Below are 18,761 nucleotides of genomic sequence, written 5' to 3' on the forward strand. Positions count from 1 at the left end.
CACCCGTACCGCCGTTCGCACCGCATACGTACCGCTGAACGTGCCGCACCCGTACCGCCGCTCACCCCGCACGGGTACCGCCGATCGTCACACGTCATGCCGCACGCGCCGGATCCGCCCCGCCGCACACCCTGAACGCCCCCGACACCTCCGCTCGCCCCGGTCCGGCGAACCAACCCCCCATGGAGGGCAGTTCCTTGTACTCGAAGAGACCCTTCGGCCTCCCCAGGCCGACCGGCCGCGTCGCCACCGCCGTGCTGTCCGCGGCCGCCCTGGTCACCGGTGGACTCATCGCCGTCGCCCCGTCCGTCGCCGCCGCCACACAGGGCTCCAGTGCCCAGCCCGCCAACACCCAGCGGCTGTGCGCGCAGCCGACCAAGGCCGGCATGATGTCCTGCCTGGCGCTGGCCCGCACCGATGTGCGGCACCACCTCGGCATATCCCCGGCCGCCGCGCCCTCCGGGTACGGCCCGAGCGACCTGCAGAGCGCGTACGCCCTGCCGTCCGGCGCGGGCTCCGGTGCCACGGTGGCGATCGTGGACGCGCAGGACGACCCGAACGCCGAGTCCGACCTCGCGACCTACCGCTCGCAGTACGGACTGCCCGCCTGCACCACCGCCAACGGCTGCTTCAAGAAGGTCGACCAGAACGGCGGCACCAACTACCCGACCGCAGACTCGGGTTGGGCCGGTGAGATCTCGCTCGACGTCGACATGGTCAGCGCCGTCTGCCCCCAGTGCCACATCCTGCTCGTCGAGGCCAACACCGCCAGCATGGCCGACCTGGGCACCGCGGTGAACCGCGCGGTCACCATGGGCGCCAAGTACGTCTCCAACAGCTACGGCGGCAACGAGGACTCCACCGACCCCTCCTCCGACGCCTCCTACTTCAACCACCCGGGCGTCGCCATCACCGTCTCCTCCGGTGACAGCGGCTACGGCGTCGAGTACCCCGCCGCCTCCCAGTACGTGACCGCCGTCGGCGGCACCTCGCTCAGCCGCGCGAGCAACTCCCGCGGCTGGTCCGAATCGGTCTGGGGCACCAGCTCCGGCGGCCAGGGCGCGGGCTCGGGCTGCTCCGCCTACGACCCGAAGCCGTCCTGGCAGAAGGACACCGGCTGCTCCATGCGGACCGTCGCCGACGTCTCCGCGGTCGCCGACCCCGCCACCGGCCTCGCGGTGTACGACAGTTACCAGGCCACCGGCTGGAACGTGTACGGCGGCACCAGCGCCTCCTCGCCCATCATCGCCGGTGTGTACGCCCTCGCCGGCACCCCGACCGCGAACAGCTACCCGGCGTCCTACCCGTACGCCCACACCGGTTCGCTGAACGACGTCACCTCCGGCGCCAACGGCAGCTGCAGCCCCTCCTACCTGTGCACCGCGGGCTCCGGCTACGACGGCCCGACCGGCCTCGGCACCCCGAACGGCACCGCGGCCTTCTCCGGCGGCACCAGCACCGGCAACACGGTCTCGGTGACCAACCCCGGCAACCAGTCGTCCCAGGTCAACACCGCGGTCTCGCTCCAGATCCACGCCACCGACTCCGACAGCGGCCAGACGCTGACCTACAGCGCCACGGGCCTCCCGGCCGGGCTGTCCATCAACTCCTCGACCGGCCTGATCTCCGGCACCCCGACCGCCGCGGGCTCGTCCAACGTCACCGTCACCGCCAAGGACTCCACCAACGCGACCGGTTCGACGTCCTTCACCTGGACCGTCAGCACCTCCGGCGGCACCTGCACCCCGACCCAGCTGCTCGGCAACCCCGGCTTCGAGACCGGCAGCGCCGCACCCTGGTCGGCGACCGCGGGCGTCATCGACAACTCCAGCGGCGAGGCCGCGCACTCCGGCTCGTGGAAGGCCTGGCTCGACGGCTACGGCACCACCCACACCGACTCGCTCTCGCAGACCGTGTCGATCCCGGCCGGCTGCCACGCCACCCTCACCTACTACCTGCACATCGACACCCAGGAGACGACCACCTCCACCGCGTACGACAAGCTGACGGTGACCGCCGGTTCGACCACCCTGGCGACCTACTCCAACCTCAACAAGAACACCGGCTACTCGCAGAAGTCCTTCGACCTCTCCTCGTTCGCGGGGCAGACCGTGACCCTCAAGTTCAACGGCACGGAGGACAGCAGCCTGGCCACGTCGTTCGTCATCGACGACACGGCGCTCAACGTGAGCTGACCTGAACGTGTGCGGTACGTGAGGCGCGGAGGCACGCGACGCACGTACCGCACGTACCGCACGTACCGCACGTGAGGCAGTCGGAACACGCGAAGGGCGGGACGGGGTTCATCCCCCACCCCGCCCTTTGTGCCGCCCCGGGGGAGCGACCGCCCCGCCTGCGCTTGCGCCTGCGCCTGTGCCTGTCCGTTCGGCCGGCGTCCGGCGCTCCGGCGGGCCGCCGCCGCGCGGTTCGCGGCTCCTTGCCCACGGGCGCCGCGTGTTCCTTTCAGGGTGAGGCGGAGGCTGGTACGCCGCCGGGTGAGAGCGCTCTCGCTAGCGGCGTCGGAGGGTTACGGAGGGGCGGACTGCCGGGGTGCAGCGGTCCGCCGGATTACGGGAGCCGGTTTGCGAGAGCCGGTTTGCGGCCGGGTGAGAGCGCTCTCTCCCGTGGCGTCGAAGGGGTACGGAGGGGCGGCCTGCCGCGGTCCAGCGGTCCGCCGGATCGCGGATGCTGGTGCGCCGGCGGGTGAGCGCTCTTTAGCCGCGTCGAAGGGCCACGAAGGGGCGGCCCGCCGCAGTCCAGCGCCCCGCCGGACGCCAGCCGAGCGGGCGGGCGCAGGACAGCAGGGCGCTGGTGCCGAGCCGGGCCCAGGGGAAGTCGCCACCCGCCGCGCCGCTCGCATCGGCGACCCGCACCCGCATCCGCTCGTCGATCTCGTACGGCGCGGCCTCCGCGATCAACAGGCCTCCCGGAACGACGAGTTGGGCCACCCGCCCGAGCAGCACCGCCGGGTCACCTCCGATGCCCACGTTCCCGTCGACGAGCAGTGCGGTGTCCCAGCGTCCCTCGCCCGGAAGCCGGTCGAACACCGAGCGGCACAAGGCGCTGCCACCCCAGTCCCGCGTGCGGCGCACCGCCTCGGGGCTCAGGTCGACCCCGAGCGCGGCGACCCCCTCGGCGGCGAGCGCGGCCACCAGGCGGCCGGGCCCGCAGCCGATGTCCAAGACCGTGCCCCGGCAGCGGCGCAGCACCGTGCGGTCCGCCAAGTCCGGTTCCGCACACCAGCGTTCCACCTCAAGGGGCAGCAGCCAGCCGTCGGGTCTGCGCAGGAACAACGGCCCCCGCCCGGAGCGCAGCGCGTCCGTGTACGGGTCGGCGTGCCAGGCGGCCGGGGCGGCGGCCGAGAGCGCTCTCACCATGAGCCCGGCCCGGCTGTCGGGGACGCGGTGGGGGCGGGACTGGTGGCTGAGGAACGAGAGGCCGGTGGTTGGACGGCCGGGATGTCGGCATCAGCGTCCCGGGAGGTTGCGGGCTGAGAGGCTGGGGGCTGAGAGGTTGGGGGTTCGGAGGTCGGGGGCCGCCCCGCCGTCAGGGAGCGGGCGAAGCGGCCGTGGGGAGCCTCGGCCGCGACCAGCGCGGCGTCCCGAGCGGTGTCCACGTCGCGCAGCCGGGGAAGCTCACGCACCCTCAGCCCGGCGTCGTACAAGCGCTGCCGCTGGACGCGTCCGGTCTCCGGCACCGACATCGGCACCCCGAGCAGGAGCGCCGGGTCCGGCTCCGTCAGCCCGAGGGCCCAGAACCCGCCGTCCTCGGCCGGGCCGAACCACGCCTCGTCCGGCCCCTTTGAGCCCGCCAGCGCGGGTGCGAGCAGGGCCGGGTTCACCTGCGGGGTGTCCATGCCGATCAGCAGCGTGGGCCCGGTGCACGCCGCGAACGCCGCCGCGATCCGCTCGTCCAGGCCCCCCGCACACTGCGCCAGGACCTCGATCCCCGGCGGCAGCCACGGCCCGGGCTCGCCGTCGAGCACCAGAACCCTTCTGCGCGCGGGGGTCGCGAGCACCGCGTCGAGAGTGTCGGCGAGCGACGCCTCGGCGATGCGGGCCGCCTCCTCGGGCGTGTAGGGCGGGGTGAGCCGCGTCTTGACCCGGCCGGGCACGGGCGCCTTCGCGAGGACGATCAGCGTCGTACCGGCCGCTGACCCGCCTGCGGCCCCGGTCATCGGGCGGCCACCGACGTGTGCGCCACCACCGGCGGCTCCGCGAGCACCTTGCGCATGTCGTGCACGGCCTGCCAGGTGCCCCGCCACGTTCCGGTGACCTTCGACTTCCCCGTGCGCGGCCGGTACGGCACGTCGTGCTCGGCCACCCGCCACCCCGCGTCCGCCGCCCGCACCACCATCTGGAGCGGGTAGCCGCTGCGCCGGTCGGTGAGCCTCAGATCGAGCAGCGCCTCCCGTCGCGCGGCGCGCAGCGGTCCCAGATCGTGCAGGCGCAGCCCGGTGCGACGGCGCAGCATCCGCGCCAGCGCGAGGTTCCCGGCTCGCGCGTGCAGAGGCCAGGCGCCGGACCCCTGCGGGCGCCGTCGGCCCAGCACCAGGTCGGCGGCGCCGGACGCCACCTCCCGTACGTAGGGGACCAGCTCGGCCGGGTCGAGGGAGGCGTCGCAGTCGCAGAAGCACACGTACTCGGCCTCGGCGGCGAGCAACCCGGCATGGCAGGCCGCGCCGAACCCCCGGCGGGGCTCATGCACGACCGTCGCGCCGAGAGCGCTTGCAACATCGGGTGAACCGTCCGACGACCCGTTGTCGACCACGACGGCCCGCCAGCCGTCCGGGATCCGGGCCAGCACCCAGGGCAGCGCCTCGGCCTCATCGAGACAGGGCAGGACCACGTCCACCGTCACCCCGGCCGGGCCGGGAGCGGGGGCTGGGGCGGGGGCGGACGAGGGGTGGGACGAGGCCTCGGGCGACGGCCGGGACGCGGAAGGTGGACAAGGCGGACCGGACTGGGACGCGGGAAGTGATGCGGAGGGGGATTCAGTCACGCCCTCACCGTACGAATCCGAACCGGACAAAACGGATTTCGGGTTCTTACGAAACGCGGACATCGCCCGCCCGGGGCCCACCCGGCGCAGACGGACGCCCCCGAGCGGTGCGACGCTGGATGCCATGCACAGCACCGAGACCCGCATCCTGGTCGTGGACGACGATCCGACCGTCGCGGAGGTCGTCACCGGCTACCTGGAACGCGCGGGGCATGCCGTAGACCTCGCCGCGGACGGCCCCGCCGCCCTGCGCGCCGCCGCACGCCGCCGCCCCGACCTGGTGGTTCTTGACCTGATGCTGCCCGGCATGGACGGCCTGGAGGTGTGCCGCCGACTGCGCGCCACGGCCCCCATACCCGTGATCATGCTGACCGCGCGGGGTGACGAGGACGACCGCATCCTCGGCCTGGAGATAGGGGCCGACGACTACGTGACGAAGCCGTTCAGCCCGCGCGAACTCGTCCTGCGGGTCGAATCCGTACTTCGCCGCGCCCGTACGGCCACGCCCCGCCCGGGGCCCCGCGTGTCCCGCTCGGGCATCACGCTCGACCCGGCCGCCCGCACCGCCTCCAGGGATGGCCGCGAGCTGGCCCTGACACTGCGGGAGTTCGACCTGCTGGCCTACCTCCTGGCCCGCCCAGGCGAGGCCATCTCCCGCGAACGGCTGATGCACGAGGTGTGGGGCTGGGAGTTCGGCGACCTGTCCACGGTCACCGTCCACGTCCGCCGCCTCCGCGGCAAGATCGAAACCGACCCGGCGAAACCCGCCCTGATCCGAACGGTGTGGGGCGTCGGCTACCGCTTCGAGGCGGACATGGACGTGGACGGGGGTGGGGATGGGGATGGGGCTTATGAAGGCGGACCACATGGGGTCAGGCCACATGGTGCTGGGCCCTATGGGGGTGAGCCCAGCGGTGCCGGACCCGATGAGGGCGGAGCGGATGGCGCTGAGCCCTATGGGGGCGGGCTACCTGGCGCTGGACCATATGGAGGTGGGCCGGGTGGCGTTGGGCCCGAGGGGGCTGGGCTGGACGGTGCTGGTCCTCGTAGCTCTGGACCACATGGCACTGCGGCCCATGGCGCTGTGCCGCAAGGGGCTGCGCCACACAGCGCCGCACCACATGGCGTGGACGCCCACGGGGTCGAGACGAGCGGCGCCGCGATGAACGAGGCCGTGCCGCGTGGAGGCGACCATGGGTGACATCCTGCTCATCGCGCTGTACGCCTTTCTGGGCGCTGCGGCCGCAGGGCTGGGCGGGGCGCTGGCCCTGCGACTCCTAAGGCACCGCTCGCTGACCGCGTCCGTCGCCGTCGTCGCGGCCGTAGCGGTTCTCGCGATGCTGGCCGGCACCCTCGCCGTCGCATGGGCGATGCTCCTGAACTCCCACGACCTGACTGTGGTGACCGTGGTCGTCGCCATGGCTGCCGTCGCCTCGCTGGCCACCGCGCTTCTGCTCGGCCGCCGGGTCGTCGCCAGCAGCCGCCGACTCGCCCTGGCCACCCGCTCATTCGGTGACGGCGGCAGTTTCGACGCCCCCACAGGCCCCGCGACTGCCGAACTGGCCGCCCTGAGCCGGGAGTTGGCGTCGACGAGCGCGAAGCTGACCGAGTCGCGCGAACGTGAGCGCGCTCTGGAGACCTCGCGGCGCGAACTCGTCGCCTGGATCTCTCACGACCTGCGCACCCCGCTCGCCGGTCTGCGCGCGATGGCCGAGGCTCTCGAAGACGGCATGGCCAAGGACCCGGACCGCTACTTCCGCCAGATCAGGACCGAGGTCGAGCGCCTCAACTCCATGGTGGGTGACCTCTTCGAGCTTTCCCGGATCCACGCGGGAGCGCTCTCACTCAACCCCGCCCGCATGTCCGTCCACGACCTGATCGGTGACGCCCTGGCGGGCGCGGACCCGCTCGCCCGCGAACACGGGGTCCGCCTCGTCGGAGGGCGCGTCGACGCGGTGCCAGTCGAGGTGGACGGCAAGGAGATGACCCGGGTCCTCGCCAACCTTCTGGTCAACGCCATCCGGCACACCCCGGCCGACGGTACTGTCGCGGTCGCCGCCGAGGACCGTCACGGGGCGGTCACGCTCTCCGTCACCGACGGCTGCGGCGGCATCCCCGACGACGACCTGCCCCGCGTCTTCGACACCGGGTGGCGCGGCACCGAGGCGCGCACCCCGCCCGGCGGCGCGGGCCTTGGCCTGGCGATCGTCCGGGGCATCGTGGAGGCCCACTCCGGGCGCGCGGAGGTACGCAACGTCGCGGGCGGCTGCCGCTTCGAACTGATCCTGCCGACAGCACCCGCGTAGCCGGGAGGGGGCCCGCCCCAGCGCGCGACGCCCCTTGCCGCCTCCCGCCCCGGCTACCCCTCCGCCGAGGCGAACTCCGCCATCCCCTCGTCGAAACCGACAGCCGGTTTCCAGCCCAGCTCGCCGCGCAGACGTGCCGAGTCCGCCGTGATGTGCCGTACGTCGCCGAGCCGGTACTCGCCCGTCACCACCGGATTGGGGCCGCCGTGCGCCGACGCGAGCGCGCGGGCCATCTCACCCACGGTGTGAGGGGTCCCGCTGCCCGTGTTGAACGCGGTGAGCGCGCCCGGTTGGCGATGTGAGAGCGCTTCCAGCGCCACGACGTTCGCCGCCGCCACGTCCCGTACGTGCACGAAGTCCCGACGCTGGCGGCCGTCCTCGAAGACCCGTGGCGCCTCGCCGCGCGCCAGGGACGAGCGGAAGAACGAGGCCACCCCCGCATAGGGCGTGTCGCGTGGCATCCCCGGCCCGTACACGTTGTGGTAGCGCAGCGACACCGCCCGTCCTCCGGTCGCCCGGGCCCAGGCGGCGGCCAGGTGCTCCTGCGCCAGTTTGGTGGTGGCATAGACGTTGCGCGGGTCGACCGGCGCATCCTCCGCGACCAGGCCGGGACTCAACTCGGCCTGGCAGTTGGGGCATTGAGGCTCGAAGCGGCCCGCATCGAGCCACTCGACCGGCCGTGGCCCGGGGCGTACGGCCCCGTGCTCGGCACACTCGTAGCGGCCCTCCCCGTAGACCACCATGGATCCCGCCAGCACCAGCTCGCGCACCCCCGCGTCGGCCATCGCGGTCAGGAGGACCGCGGTGCCGAGGTCGTTGCAGCTCACATACGCGGGCGCGTCGGCGAAACCGGTGCCGAGCCCCACCATCGCCGCCTGGTGGCACACCGCGTCCACGCCGTGCAGCGCCGCTGCCACGACGTCCGGATCGCGGACGTCGTCCCCCGGCCGGACCGCCCGGTCCAGGACGAGCGGCTCATGGCCGTGTGCGGCAAGGGCTGTGACAATGTGCGAGCCGATGAAGCCCGCGCCTCCCGTGACAAGTACACGCATAGAGGAGACGCTACGGATGTGGAAGCTCCGCGTCACCGTTCCACCCCGCCATGTCACCACCCCGTAAGGAGTATTCCGACATGCCTGTTGAGCCGCTGTCGCAGAAGGACATCGAGGACCGGCTGCGTGAGCTGCCGGGATGGTCGCTGTCGCAGGACCGCGACCGGATCTCCCGCGACTACCGCCTCGCCAACCACTTCGCCGCGACCGCCATGGTCGTCCACGTCGCCCAGATCCAGGAGGAGCTCAATCACCACTCCGACCTCACCCTCGGCTACAACACGATCGCCCTGTCCGTGAGCACCCATGACGCGGGCGGCGCACTGACCGACCTGGACTTCCAACTCGCCCACCGGGTCGAGGAGATCGCCCCGACCCACGGCGCCGCATGACCTGACGCCCGCCCGTGCGGCGGACGTGCCGAGAGCGCTCACAGGCTGAGAGCGCTCTCGCCGGGTCCGCCTACTGCGCCGCCCGCGTCATCTCCATGATCCAGTTGAGCACCCAGGTGTCGCCGCCGTCCGCGGAGAACGACTGCTCCCAGCGGGCGGTCGTGGCGCTGATCCCCGACCAGCGGAAACGGACCTTCACGTCCTTGCCGTCGTACGTGTCGTCGCCGAAGAACTCGCCGGTCCCGTCGGGGCCGAAGCGGCCCCGCACCGGCGGATCGAGTCGGCCGGTGCGGCTGCTGGCCCAGTTCAGGGACCATTCACCGGCGTCACGGTCGTAGAGCCGCAGGGTCAGACCCGAGACCCCCTTGCCCGGGAACGCGATCTCGTCGAAGTGGGCACCGCCCGCGAAGTGCACGGAGCCCCGCGTGCGTCCCGGGAACTCCTCCCAGCCGCTGTCGGGATCGAGGTGGTCGAGCAGCCGGCGGTTGTGGACGTCCCAGCTGCCTACGAGAAAGTCGAAATCGTTCATGGGCAGGACCGTAGGAGCGCTCCACTGACATCCACTGTCAGTGGATTCGGGCAGACTGGCGCCATGCGCGCCAGCCGACTGGTCTCCCTCTTGCTCCTCCTCCAGAACCGGGGGCGGCTGACCGCCGCCCAGCTCGCCGCCGAGCTGGAGGTGTCCGTCCGCACCGTCTACCGCGACACCGAGGCGCTGGCGGCCGCCGGCGTGCCCCTGTACGGCGACGCGGGACACGCGGGCGGGTACCAACTGGTCGACGGCTACCGGACCCGCCTCACCGGCCTCACCAGCGACGAGGCCGAGGCACTGTTCCTGTCCGGACTGCCTGGTCCGGCAGCCGCCCTGGGGCTCGGCCCGGTCCTCGCCGCCGCCCAGCTGAAGGTGCGCGCCGCGCTCCCGGCCGAACTGCGCACCCACGCCGACCGCATCCGGTCGCGCTTCCACCTCGATGCCCCCGGCTGGTACGCGGACGCCGACCCGGTGCCGTTCCTGGAGCAGGTCGCCGACGCCGTGTGGCGCGGCGCCGTCCTTCAGGTCCGCTATCGCCGCTGGAAGGAGCCGACCGAGGTCGACCGCCGTCTGGAGCCGTACGGCCTGGTCCTGAAGGCGGGCCGCTGGTACGTCGTGGCCGGGCCCGGACCGCGCACGTACCGGGTCGATCAGATCCTCCAACTCGCGTTCAGCGGCGAGGAGTTCGCAATACGCGAAGGATTCGACCTGGCCTCCCACTGGCAGCGGGCGCAGGACGACTTCCACGCTCGGCTGTACCAGGACGAGGCGCTGGTGCGCCTCTCACCGCGCGGCGCCGAACAGCTCACCGGGGTCGCCGCCCGCGCCCTCGCCGAGACCGGTACCGAGGAACCCGACGGCTGGATCCGCGCCGTCCTGCCCGTCGAGTCCCTGGACCACGCCCACCGCGCCTTCCTGGAACTCGGAGCGGAGATCGAGGTGCTTGCACCAGCCGAGCTGCGTGCCCAACTCAGCGGTACCGTACGTAAGTTGGCACTGTTGTACGCCGAGTGACGCCGAGTGACGCCGCTGGGTGTGAGGGGCATTTCGCCTAGGTCTGCCCAGGGGTCCCTGCCGCTGGGGCAGACTCAGAGAGGTAGTCATTGGGTCCGCACCAGCGACCTCTTCCCATCCGATCGACCTCGGCGCCTGCCAGCGGCGAGAGCGCTCTCATCGGGGCGGCTACCCGCCGGACCAGGGGCCCGAGGCGACGGTCGAGACGGGGCCGGGGCAGGTGGGCCGACCCCCGTCCGCCCCGCTCGCCCCGACCCCGTGCTGCGTCCCCCGCCGTGCCTGCTCAGACCTGCCAGTCACCCGCCGCTGCCGCGCTCCTCGCGAAATCCGCGAAGTCTCGGGGCTCACGGCCCAGCACACGCTTCACACCGTCCGTCGTCGACGCGTTGTGGCCGTCGAGGAGCGTGGTGAACAACCCGGCGAGCCACCCCGCCTCGGGCGCGGGCATCCCGTACTGCGTGAGCATCTCCGCGTACTCGGAGCCCGAGACCGGCGCGTAGTGGATCTCGCGACCCGTCGCGCGGGAGAGCTCGGCCGCGACCTCCGCGAACGTGAGCAGCCGAGGGCCCGTCAGTTCGTAGGTCTGCCCCAGGTGGCCTTCCTCGGTGAGGGCGGCGACCACGACGTCGGCCAAGTCCTCGGCGTCCACCCAGGGTTCGGCGGTTTCACCGGCCGGGAAGGCCACCGTTCCCGCCAGGACGCCGTCGACCATCGGGCCCTCGCTGAAGTTCTGCGCGAAGAACGCGGCACGGACCACCGTGAGATCCGCGTACGCCTCGCGGAGAGCGCTCTCGGCGAGGGCCGCTTCCGGCTCGCCCCGGCCCGAGAGCAGCACGACCCGGTGCACCCCGTTCGCCACCGCGAGCCGGCCGAAGAGGCGCATCGCGTCCACCGCGCCCGGTGCGGCGAGGTCGGGGTAGTAGGCGACGTACGCGGCAGAGGTGCCTCGCAGGGCGGCGGCCCAGGTCGAGTCGTCCGCCCAGTCGAAGCGGACCTCCCCGCTCCGTGACCCCGACCGGACCGGCACCCCGCGAGCGGCCAGCCGCTCGACCACTCGGTGGCCCGTCTTTCCCGTACCGGTCGTCACCAGCACCGTGCGTTCGTCCACGCCGTCCGCCCTCTTCAAGTCGTCTGTCAGCTGAGGGATTTGCCTCTTGTTCGTCATGGGTCCAGCGTCGTCGAGCGGCTGTGGGCTCTCCATGCGCCAAGGGCCAATCCTCATACGCGTTCGTCCAGGACCCGGACCGCTCCGCACGCTCTACGCTGGCCCCATGGACGCACTCGCCGGACTGCTCGACGGACCGCGCGCCCGAGGGGCTTTCCTGTTGCGCATGGTGATGGAACCCCCGTGGTCCGTGCGGGTCGAGGACCGGGCGCCCATCTCCCTCATGTCGATGACTGCGGGGGAGGCCTGGATTGTGCCCGATCGCGGCGACGCGGTGCACATCGTTCCCGGGGACATCGTCATCGTGCGCGGCCCCGACCCGTACACGGTCACCCATGCACCGGATCTCGCTCCCTTCGCGCGGATCGGCCCCGGCGCGACCTGCACCACCCTGCGCGGGGAAGCGCTCTCGGCCTCCATGGACCTGGGCGTACGCACGTGGGGCAACGCCCTGGACGGCTCGGCCACCATGCTTGTCGGCACCTACCTGATGGAGGGCGAAATCAGCGGGCGGCTGCTCGACGCCCTGCCGCCGGTGCTGCTGCTGACCGCCCAGGAGTGGAACTGCTCGCTCATGCCGCTGCTCGACGAGGAGATCTCCCGCGACCAGCCGGGCCAGAGCGTCGTCCTGGACCGGTTGCTCGATCTGTTGCTCATCGCGGTGCTGCGCTCATGGTTCTCGCGGCCGGGTGCGGACGCGCCCGCCTGGTACCGAGCGATGGGCGATCCGGTGGTCGGGCTCGCTTTGCGGCTGGTGCAGGACGCTCCCGCGCACCCCTGGACGGTTGCCTCGCTGGCCGCGCGGTGCGGGGTGTCGCGGGCGGGATTCGCCCGGCGCTTCACCGAGTTGGTGGGGGAGCCACCCATGGCCTACCTCACCGGCTGGCGCCTGGCCCTGGCCGCCGACCGGCTGTGCGAGACGGATGCCACCGTGGAGGCCATCGCCCGGCAGGTCGGATACAGCGGAGCGTTCGCGCTGAGCGCCGCCTTCAAACGGGTTCGCGGTATCAGCCCACAGGAGCACCGGGCTCTGGGCACGCGGGGCACCTGAGCGTGCCGCCCGCCCGCGCTTCGCCCACGGTGACTCGCGAGGAACCTGACGGGGCCCTGAGAGCGCTCCGGGGTGCCGACTGCTGGATGCCCGCCTGAGTGCTGCGCTGCGACCGAGCCCGGGAAAGAGACGTGAGAGCGCTTTCAGGCGCGGATGTGCTGCGAAAGATCGTCGTTGCCGACCACCCGGAACACCCCGCCGCCGAGCGGCGGGCCGACCAGGCCCGCGAGGCGGTCCATCCGGCGCTGTTCACTTGCCGCTATGCGATCCATCCAAACAGGGATGTCGGTCGGCTCGGCATCTATCAGTGCGCACGTCAGGATTTCCTGAGGGTCTTCGAGGTTGAGAGCGCTCAGCACCCGGCGCGGGTCGCCGGGGAAGATCTCGTCGGGCAGCCAGGCCTGGCGGAACGCGGCGTAGTCGACGCCGTCATTGAGGCGGCGCAGTGAAGTGCCGATCAGCATGGTGAACCTCCGGAAGCGGATTCCTAGGCCTGCGATGCCTGGCGGCATCGTGGGCGCCGCTCGATTCTTACGTTGTAAGTTTCGCGGGCAGGGATAGAGTGCCCTTACGACGTAAGAATCGTCAAGAGGGGCTGGAGGAGACCTGATGGCGGACGGGCGGGCGCGACCCAAGGCCGGGCTCAGTCGCGACAAGGTGCTGGACGCGGCGCTGGATGTCGTTGACCGCGAAGGCATCGCCGCGCTCACCATGCGCAAGCTCGGCACCGAACTCGGGGTCGAGGCCATGACGCTTTATCACCACGTGGGTCGCAAAGGGCAGTTGCTCGACGCGCTCGTCGGCCGCGTAGTACGGCGGGCTGCCGCCGGGGTGCTCCATGGCGCCCCGATCGCATCGTCGCCTGGAGCTGGAGCTGGAGCTGGAGCTGGAGCTGGAGCCGGTGGTGGTGGAGTGGCCGCTGCCTTCGGGTCGGCTGCCGGGGACTCGGCCTTGGTCGCGGATCCTGACTCGCGTCCGGCCGCCGCCGGCGCAGCATCCCCGGCTGACTGGACCGAGTGGGCCCGGGCCTTTGCAGTCGGCTTGCGAACTGAACTCCTCTGCCACCCCGGCGTGTTGCCGCTCATCGCGACCCGCTCGCTGAGCTCCGCCGAGGATCTGGATCTGCTGGAGGAGTGGCTGGCAGCGCTGACTGGTGCGGGTCTCGCGCTGGGCCCGGCGATGGACGTCATCAACTCCCTCGCCACGTTCGTCATCGGTCACACCCTCGCCGAAGCCGGGCGCACCCCGGGCGAAGGATCGGACGCGCCCGACCTGGACGACGTTGCACCGGACCCGGAGCGCTTTCCCCTGCTCGCCGAGGTGACGACGACCCGTGCCGGTCTCGACTTCGCCGCACGCTTCGACCGCACCGTGGACTTCATCCTGGCCGGCTACCGAGAGCTGCCACAGGACTGATCCACAGTCGCCCCGGGGTCCGCCCCGTCGGAGTCGCCCCGCCGATGCGATCCTGCCGCACTGCCCTCTCCTGGCAGCGCCGCCTCAACCCTCTTACGAACACCCCCTGTTCCTTCACGTACGGCTCGAATTTCTCCGCTCACCACCCCTGCTCGCTCTCAACTGCCCCCAACTCCCCTACGTATCAAGCGAGTTCTCTGCTTGTCCGAAGGCCGTGAGGGTACGGATACTCGACGCGGCGAGGTGGCACGGGCGGTGGCGCATGCCGGAGACCCCGGTCGCTGCGTGACCCGGCCATCGCGCCCAACGGGCCCGGCGAAACACCCGTTGCCGGGCTCAACCCCCCACAGGAGGTCTTGAGTTGAAGCAGCGATGGATGTCAGGCCGACGTGCGGCCACCGCCGCCGCGGGAGCCCTGGCGCTCGGCGCGACCCTGACGATGCAGAGCGCCGACGCCGCCCCCGCACCGACCGCCGCCACGCAGTCCGCCGCATCGGCCGGACAGCTGGCGCACCGGATCGAAACCGCTCTCACGGGCCGCACGGCGGGCTCGTACTATGACGCGCAGAGCAAGAAGCTCGTGGTGAACGTGGTCGACGCCGCAACCGCCGACAGCGTCCGCAAGGCGGGCGCCGAAGCCCGTACCGTCAAGCACTCGATGGCCCAACTGAACTCATCGAGGCAGGAGTTGAAGAGTAAGGCGTCGATACCGGGCACCTCCTGGTCGATGGACCCCGTCAGCAACAAGGTGGTCGTCAAGGCCGACCGCACCGTCACCGGCAATCGGCTCGCCCAGCTCGACAAGGTGGTGCGCAGTCTCGGCGACACGGTCACCCTGAAGAGAACGGCCGGACGTTTCCAGCCGCTCATCGCGGGCGGCGACGCGATCTGGGGCAGCAGCGCCCGCTGCTCGCTCGGCTTCAACGTGACGGTGGGCGGGCAGCCGTACTTCCTGACCGCCGGACACTGCGGCAACGCGGTCTCCAGCTGGTCGGACCAGCAGGGCGGTTCGGAGATCGCCGTCACCGAGGCTTCCACGTTCCCGGGCCATGACTATGCCCTGGTGCGCTACACGAGCAACATCGACCACCCGAGCGCGGTGGATCTGTACGACGGCTCCTCCCAGCCGATCAGCGGCGCAGGCGACGCCACCGTCGGCGAGCAGGTCCAGCGCAGCGGCTCCACCACCGGCGTCCAAGGCGGCCAGGTCACCGGCCTCAACGCCACCGTGACGTACGAGGAGGGCCAGGTCGACGGCCTGATCGACACCACCGTCTGCGCCGAACCCGGCGACAGCGGCGGCTCGCTCTTCGACGGCGGTACGGCCCTGGGCCTGACCTCGGGCGGCAGCGGCGACTGCAGCTCGGGCGGAGAGACGTTCTTCCAGCCCGTACCGGACGCGCTCCAGGCCTACGGAGCACAGATCGGCTGAGCTGACCTGCGAGAACCCCTGCGATCACCCACCCCTTGCCGTCCGCGCGCGAACGGCAAGGGGTGTAGCGCGTTCACGACCCGGGGATCAGGGGGCCGGGAACCCGAGGGCCGGCGCTGGGAGCGCTCTCTAGGCGTCGCCGGACAGCAGATGCTGCGGCACCGACCGGAAGGACCAAGCGCCGGCCCGGCGCGTGAACACCCACACGAGGTCGAAACGGTCGGGCCACTTCGCGGGGACCCCGGCCACATGCGCGGCGCCCAGGGCCTCGACGATCGGGGGGATCCTGGAGTGCTCCCAGCAGATGAGAACGGGTGCCGTCGCAGCCAGCGCCGCGGCCGCCACCTCCTTTTCCCCGCCCTCGGGGAAGTCGGTGTCCACCCGCAGGTGGAGGGCGTCGGCGAGCGGTGTCACCGTCTGTCGCATCCGGTGCGCACCGGCATGTGGACCCTGGTCTGCCACAGCGTAGATGGTTGCGGGGCGAGGAAGGGCTGCTCCTGAACCGGTCGGCGAACCGCTGCTGGTGGTGGACGCGGTGAACAGGTGAGGCAACGCGTGAGCGCGCTCCCAGCCCCGTCGGGTCAGGGACTTCTTGTCCTGCTTACCAGCCTCGTCGAAGCCCGGATCGCCGGAGGAGGGCTTCTCGCCATGCCTGATGATCATGATCGTGGTGTCGTGCCCGGTGTCGGACGGCACGGCAGCGGCCGACAGGGAACTGTTCGCCCCCGACTTCTTGTCGTTGCTTCCGCCGCAGCCCGCCGCCACGACTGGCGCGGCCAGCGCCAGGCCGAGCAGCATGGTCCGCCGGTTCGGCCCGTTCCCGTGAGTCACTCTCGTACCTCTTCTTGCGGCGTTCGCCCGCGTTGCACACGGAGCCATGTCATCGGAGTTGACGGTCGATTCGTGGCCGGGGTTCCTTGAGGGCCTCGTCGCACATGCATGCGCGGCCGCTTCCGGGTGAGGCGGGGACTGTGAAGCCGGAGGGAGCTGAGAGCGCTCTCGCGACGCGTCCGTCCAGCTCACCGAGCTGCATGCTCACTCGTCCACGGGTTCCAGTTCCCACCACTGGCCGGGAGAGTCGGTGTCCTCCCCCTGCTGCACGTTCGCGCCTTCCTCGGCCGAGCCGTTGGCGACCTCCAGAAGCAGGCCGCTGATGTAACTGACCAGGGTCACCCGACCCGGGACGTCCAAGTGCCGCTCCACGAGCCACTCCTGGGCGCCGAAGTTGTTCGCCTTCCACTGCTGGACGTTGGCACCGTTCTCGGTGGAGGCGTTGGCGACGTCGAGCCGCTTCCCGCTGTTCACGTTCACCAGGTGGTAGAGCCCGCCGCCGCTGTGCACGGGGGAGATGTGCCACTGCTGCGCGGTGGAACCGCCCTCCTTGCCCTGCTGCACATTGGCCCCGCTGCCCTTGGAGCCCCCGTGCACCTCGAGCAGCAGCCCGCTGCCGACATTGCGTACGAGATAGCGTCCTTCGGGCAGGGTGGGGTTCGGGGTGTCGTTCATGATCCCGAAGGATACGGTCGCGACGGTGCCGCCGCCCCGTGAATCCGGGCGGCGGCACCGTCAGGCCGTGGTGCGGTGCCGTCAGTGGTGACGGCTCTCGCGGGCCAGCGCCTTCACGAAGTGGTCCGCGTCGATGGTGCCGATGCCGGTCGCCATGTCGTAGCCGTTCACCGCCGTGTAGCCGGTGACGCCCTGGTAGCTGTTGTTCGTGCCGTCATTGACGTCCACGAGGCCGGAGGCCGGCTTGTACCCCTCGTGCTTGTAGAGCGAGTACAGCGCCTCGTTGATGTTGCCGAGGCGGTGGCCGGCGGCCTGGTCGGCGAGGGCGACGATGCCGGAGAAGAGCGGGCTCGCCTCGCTCGTACCGCCGGACACGTCCCAGCCGACGGCGGTCGGGTCGTAGCTGGAGTACACCCAGGCGCCGCCGTTGACCGCGGCCGCCATGGAGATGTCCGGGGTGCCGCGCCGGTTGCCGACGATGCCGCGCACGCCGTTCTGGAACGAGGGGCGCTGGAAGACGTGCGACTGCCCGCCGCCGCCCGATCCGTTGTCGTTGTACACGCTCTCAGGGCTGAGGCGGTTGCCCTTGTCGTCGAGGTGCAGCTGGGTGCCGCCGATCGACGTGACCAGCGGGTCGGACGAGGGCCAGGAGTTCACGCGCTCCTTGTAGTAGCCGCTGCCGTCCGCGGTGTTGTCGGTGGCGCCGCCGTCACCGGAGGAGGCGAGCACGGTCACACCGTGGGCTGCCGCGTCCTTGAACGCGTACCGCAGGTTCTTGATGCTGGAGAAGTCACCCTTGTCGAAACCGGGGAACGTGTTCTCCGTGGCGCCGAAGCTCTGGGTGATGACGTCGCCGATGCCACGGTCGATGAGGTGCTTCTCGGCATCCATCATCTCGGGCAGGCCGGTGACGCCCTCGGTCTCCGCGACCGCGGTCTCGACCAGAATGATCTTCGCGTCGGGGGCCACGGCGTGGGCCATCTCGACGTCGAGGGTGGACTCACCGGCCCAGCCGGTCATGTCCTTGTTCTTGGGGTCCCACGTGGGGACGTTGCCCCACTTGACCACGTCGACCTTGCTGCTGGGAATGCCGTACTGCTTGCTGTACACGTCCAGGTCGTGCTGGATCGTCGGCGAGCCGAAGGAGTCCACGATCACGATCGTGCGGCCCTTGCCGGTGATGCCCGCCTTGTAGAGCGGGTTCAGGTTGTACGCCTGGCGGTACTGCAGCGGGCCGTAGCAGGCGATCTTCCACTTGGCCTGGCACTGCTCGGTGCTGAGCGGGCCACTCGTCGAGTGGGCGAGCATGTGTCCGGCGACGGCCGGAACGGGCTTTACCTGCGGGACGGCAGGTGCAGCGGTAGCGGACCCGGACAGCGGGGTGGCTATCACCGCGGCGGCGGCAAGGGCGGTGGCCCCAACTGTCGCTGCTGCGGTACGAGTCCGGGGGCGGGCTATGCGCATGAATGCTCCCTGAGTGGGGTGAAGCCGCGCGAGGCGGTCTTCGCGATCCCATCGGGAAGGTCATGCGCAGGACAAGAGGATTTATCGCTTGATGTCGAACGCTTTGCCTGGGTGGCGCACTTGAATGAACATTCTTGGTTGGTACCTGACCAACCTGTGCCCGGAAACGACAAAAGGGGCGCCGTCCGACGCGATCGGGCGGCGCCCCTTCTTCACACGGTGATCAGCGTGTGTGTGCGCTCCGTACGTTGGCGTAGACGTGTAGGTCGTCGCCACATGTGACACCGCAGGACACCTAAGGCAACACCTATGGCACCAGCACCGAGGTGTGGCCTCGCCTCGCCCCAGGCCGTTCCCATACGCCTGGCCAACGTGTGGCGTCGCCCCATGTGCGCTGCCCACATATGGCGCGTAGCCGCACGCGATGTCA

At 71.1% G+C, this 18,761-nt stretch carries 17 protein-coding genes and 1 pseudogene; 8 read left to right on the forward strand and 10 right to left on the reverse strand.

Annotation, left to right across the window (positions count from 1 at the left end):
• The first annotated feature begins 197 nt into the window (after positions 1 to 197).
• Positions 198 to 2,195: a putative Ig domain-containing protein gene (locus tag AC07F3_RS01545; protein ID WP_479109363.1), complete on the forward strand. Its 1,998-nt coding sequence runs from the start codon at positions 198 to 200 to the stop codon at positions 2,193 to 2,195.
• A 519-nt stretch (positions 2,196 to 2,714) separates the two neighbouring features.
• On the opposite strand, the gene AC07F3_RS01550 is transcribed toward AC07F3_RS01545, so the two are convergent.
• From AC07F3_RS01550 to AC07F3_RS01560, 3 genes are read right to left on the reverse strand one after another with little or no spacing between them, the layout of a single operon-like run.
• A complete protein-coding gene (locus tag AC07F3_RS01550) occupies positions 2,715 to 3,377 on the reverse strand; it encodes a methyltransferase domain-containing protein (RefSeq protein WP_479109365.1) in 663 nt (220 codons plus the stop codon).
• Positions 3,371 to 4,177 (reverse strand): TIGR04282 family arsenosugar biosynthesis glycosyltransferase, encoded by an 807-nt coding sequence (locus AC07F3_RS01555; RefSeq protein ID WP_479109367.1) that lies wholly within the window; start codon positions 4,175 to 4,177, stop codon positions 3,371 to 3,373. The genes AC07F3_RS01550 and AC07F3_RS01555 overlap by 7 nt, the downstream gene beginning before the upstream one ends.
• Positions 4,174 to 4,854: a glycosyltransferase family 2 protein gene (locus AC07F3_RS01560; RefSeq protein ID WP_479109369.1), complete on the reverse strand. Its 681-nt coding sequence runs from the start codon at positions 4,852 to 4,854 to the stop codon at positions 4,174 to 4,176. Before AC07F3_RS01560 ends, AC07F3_RS01555 begins: the two co-directional genes overlap by 4 nt.
• Positions 4,855 to 5,146: 292 nt before the next feature.
• On the opposite strand from AC07F3_RS01560, the pseudogene AC07F3_RS01565 reads away from it, so the two are divergent.
• Positions 5,147 to 5,866, forward strand: a pseudogene (locus AC07F3_RS01565) (response regulator transcription factor); the annotation flags it as partial.
• A gap of 328 nt (positions 5,867 to 6,194) precedes the next feature.
• Positions 6,195 to 7,307, forward strand: a complete 1,113-nt coding sequence (locus tag AC07F3_RS01570; RefSeq protein WP_479109370.1) for a sensor histidine kinase — start codon at positions 6,195 to 6,197, stop codon at positions 7,305 to 7,307.
• 53 nt (positions 7,308 to 7,360) lie between these two features.
• On the opposite strand, the gene AC07F3_RS01575 is transcribed toward AC07F3_RS01570, so the two are convergent.
• Positions 7,361 to 8,359 (reverse strand): NAD-dependent epimerase/dehydratase family protein, encoded by a 999-nt coding sequence (locus tag AC07F3_RS01575; protein ID WP_479109371.1) that lies wholly within the window; start codon positions 8,357 to 8,359, stop codon positions 7,361 to 7,363.
• 80 nt (positions 8,360 to 8,439) lie between these two features.
• On the opposite strand from AC07F3_RS01575, the gene AC07F3_RS01580 reads away from it, so the two are divergent.
• Positions 8,440 to 8,751, forward strand: coding sequence for a 4a-hydroxytetrahydrobiopterin dehydratase (locus tag AC07F3_RS01580; RefSeq protein WP_479109372.1), 312 nt, complete (start codon positions 8,440 to 8,442; stop codon positions 8,749 to 8,751).
• Positions 8,752 to 8,821: 70 nt separating this feature from the next.
• On the opposite strand, the gene AC07F3_RS01585 is transcribed toward AC07F3_RS01580, so the two are convergent.
• Complete coding sequence (locus AC07F3_RS01585) at positions 8,822 to 9,280, reverse strand: hypothetical protein (protein WP_479109373.1); 459 nt, start codon at positions 9,278 to 9,280, stop codon at positions 8,822 to 8,824.
• A gap of 63 nt (positions 9,281 to 9,343) precedes the next feature.
• On the opposite strand from AC07F3_RS01585, the gene AC07F3_RS01590 reads away from it, so the two are divergent.
• Entirely contained in the window at positions 9,344 to 10,297 is a 954-nt protein-coding gene (locus tag AC07F3_RS01590; protein WP_479109374.1) for a helix-turn-helix transcriptional regulator, read from the forward strand.
• A gap of 283 nt (positions 10,298 to 10,580) precedes the next feature.
• Here AC07F3_RS01590 and AC07F3_RS01595 read toward each other — a convergent pair whose 3' ends face one another.
• Positions 10,581 to 11,405, reverse strand: coding sequence for an NmrA family NAD(P)-binding protein (locus AC07F3_RS01595; protein ID WP_479109375.1), 825 nt, complete (start codon positions 11,403 to 11,405; stop codon positions 10,581 to 10,583).
• 163 nt (positions 11,406 to 11,568) lie between these two features.
• Here AC07F3_RS01595 and AC07F3_RS01600 point away from each other — a divergent pair, with 163 nt between their 5' ends.
• Positions 11,569 to 12,513 (forward strand): AraC family transcriptional regulator, encoded by a 945-nt coding sequence (locus AC07F3_RS01600; protein ID WP_479109376.1) that lies wholly within the window; start codon positions 11,569 to 11,571, stop codon positions 12,511 to 12,513.
• Positions 12,514 to 12,656: 143 nt separating this feature from the next.
• On the opposite strand, the gene AC07F3_RS01605 is transcribed toward AC07F3_RS01600, so the two are convergent.
• Entirely contained in the window at positions 12,657 to 12,977 is a 321-nt protein-coding gene (locus tag AC07F3_RS01605; RefSeq protein WP_479109377.1) for a hypothetical protein, read from the reverse strand.
• 247 nt (positions 12,978 to 13,224) lie between these two features.
• On the opposite strand from AC07F3_RS01605, the gene AC07F3_RS01610 reads away from it, so the two are divergent.
• Entirely contained in the window at positions 13,225 to 13,929 is a 705-nt protein-coding gene (locus tag AC07F3_RS01610) for a TetR/AcrR family transcriptional regulator C-terminal domain-containing protein (RefSeq protein ID WP_479110564.1), read from the forward strand.
• Between the two features lie 361 nt (positions 13,930 to 14,290).
• A complete protein-coding gene (locus AC07F3_RS01615) occupies positions 14,291 to 15,361 on the forward strand; it encodes a S1 family peptidase (protein ID WP_479109378.1) in 1,071 nt (356 codons plus the stop codon).
• 129 nt (positions 15,362 to 15,490) lie between these two features.
• Here the strand turns inward: AC07F3_RS01615 and AC07F3_RS01620 are convergent, their stop codons facing one another.
• From AC07F3_RS01620 to AC07F3_RS01630, 3 genes are all read right to left on the reverse strand, one after another.
• The gene (locus AC07F3_RS01620; protein WP_479109380.1) at positions 15,491 to 16,159 is read right to left on the reverse strand and encodes a hypothetical protein; all 669 of its coding nucleotides are present in this window, start codon (positions 16,157 to 16,159) and stop codon (positions 15,491 to 15,493) included.
• Between the two features lie 237 nt (positions 16,160 to 16,396).
• Positions 16,397 to 16,867 carry an RICIN domain-containing protein gene (locus AC07F3_RS01625; RefSeq protein ID WP_479109382.1) on the reverse strand — a complete coding sequence of 157 codons (471 nt, stop codon included), beginning with the start codon at positions 16,865 to 16,867 and terminating at the stop codon, positions 16,397 to 16,399.
• 81 nt (positions 16,868 to 16,948) lie between these two features.
• The gene (locus tag AC07F3_RS01630; RefSeq protein ID WP_479109383.1) at positions 16,949 to 18,331 is read right to left on the reverse strand and encodes a S53 family peptidase; all 1,383 of its coding nucleotides are present in this window, start codon (positions 18,329 to 18,331) and stop codon (positions 16,949 to 16,951) included.
• Positions 18,332 to 18,761 lie beyond the last annotated feature (430 nt).

It is taken from the genome of Streptomyces sp. NPDC045846, assembly GCF_056431605.1.

What these genes read in the sequence shown, in the direction of transcription:
- AC07F3_RS01550 (WP_479109365.1), bottom strand. Translation starts at nt 3,377, where the DNA reads ATGGTGAGAGCGCTCTCGGCCGCCGCCCCGGCCGCCTGGCACGCCGAC.
- AC07F3_RS01555 (WP_479109367.1), bottom strand. Translation starts at nt 4,177, where the DNA reads ATGACCGGGGCCGCAGGCGGGTCAGCGGCCGGTACGACGCTGATCGTC.
- AC07F3_RS01570 (WP_479109370.1), top strand. Translation starts at nt 6,195, where the DNA reads ATGGGTGACATCCTGCTCATCGCGCTGTACGCCTTTCTGGGCGCTGCG.
- AC07F3_RS01575 (WP_479109371.1), bottom strand. Translation starts at nt 8,359, where the DNA reads ATGCGTGTACTTGTCACGGGAGGCGCGGGCTTCATCGGCTCGCACATT.
- AC07F3_RS01580 (WP_479109372.1), top strand. Translation starts at nt 8,440, where the DNA reads ATGCCTGTTGAGCCGCTGTCGCAGAAGGACATCGAGGACCGGCTGCGT.
- AC07F3_RS01585 (WP_479109373.1), bottom strand. Translation starts at nt 9,280, where the DNA reads ATGAACGATTTCGACTTTCTCGTAGGCAGCTGGGACGTCCACAACCGC.
- AC07F3_RS01590 (WP_479109374.1), top strand. Translation starts at nt 9,344, where the DNA reads ATGCGCGCCAGCCGACTGGTCTCCCTCTTGCTCCTCCTCCAGAACCGG.
- AC07F3_RS01600 (WP_479109376.1), top strand. Translation starts at nt 11,569, where the DNA reads ATGGACGCACTCGCCGGACTGCTCGACGGACCGCGCGCCCGAGGGGCT.
- AC07F3_RS01605 (WP_479109377.1), bottom strand. Translation starts at nt 12,977, where the DNA reads ATGCTGATCGGCACTTCACTGCGCCGCCTCAATGACGGCGTCGACTAC.
- AC07F3_RS01610 (WP_479110564.1), top strand. Translation starts at nt 13,225, where the DNA reads ATGCGCAAGCTCGGCACCGAACTCGGGGTCGAGGCCATGACGCTTTAT.
- AC07F3_RS01620 (WP_479109380.1), bottom strand. Translation starts at nt 16,159, where the DNA reads ATGCTGCTCGGCCTGGCGCTGGCCGCGCCAGTCGTGGCGGCGGGCTGC.
- AC07F3_RS01625 (WP_479109382.1), bottom strand. Translation starts at nt 16,867, where the DNA reads ATGAACGACACCCCGAACCCCACCCTGCCCGAAGGACGCTATCTCGTA.
- AC07F3_RS01630 (WP_479109383.1), bottom strand. Translation starts at nt 18,331, where the DNA reads ATGCGCATAGCCCGCCCCCGGACTCGTACCGCAGCAGCGACAGTTGGG.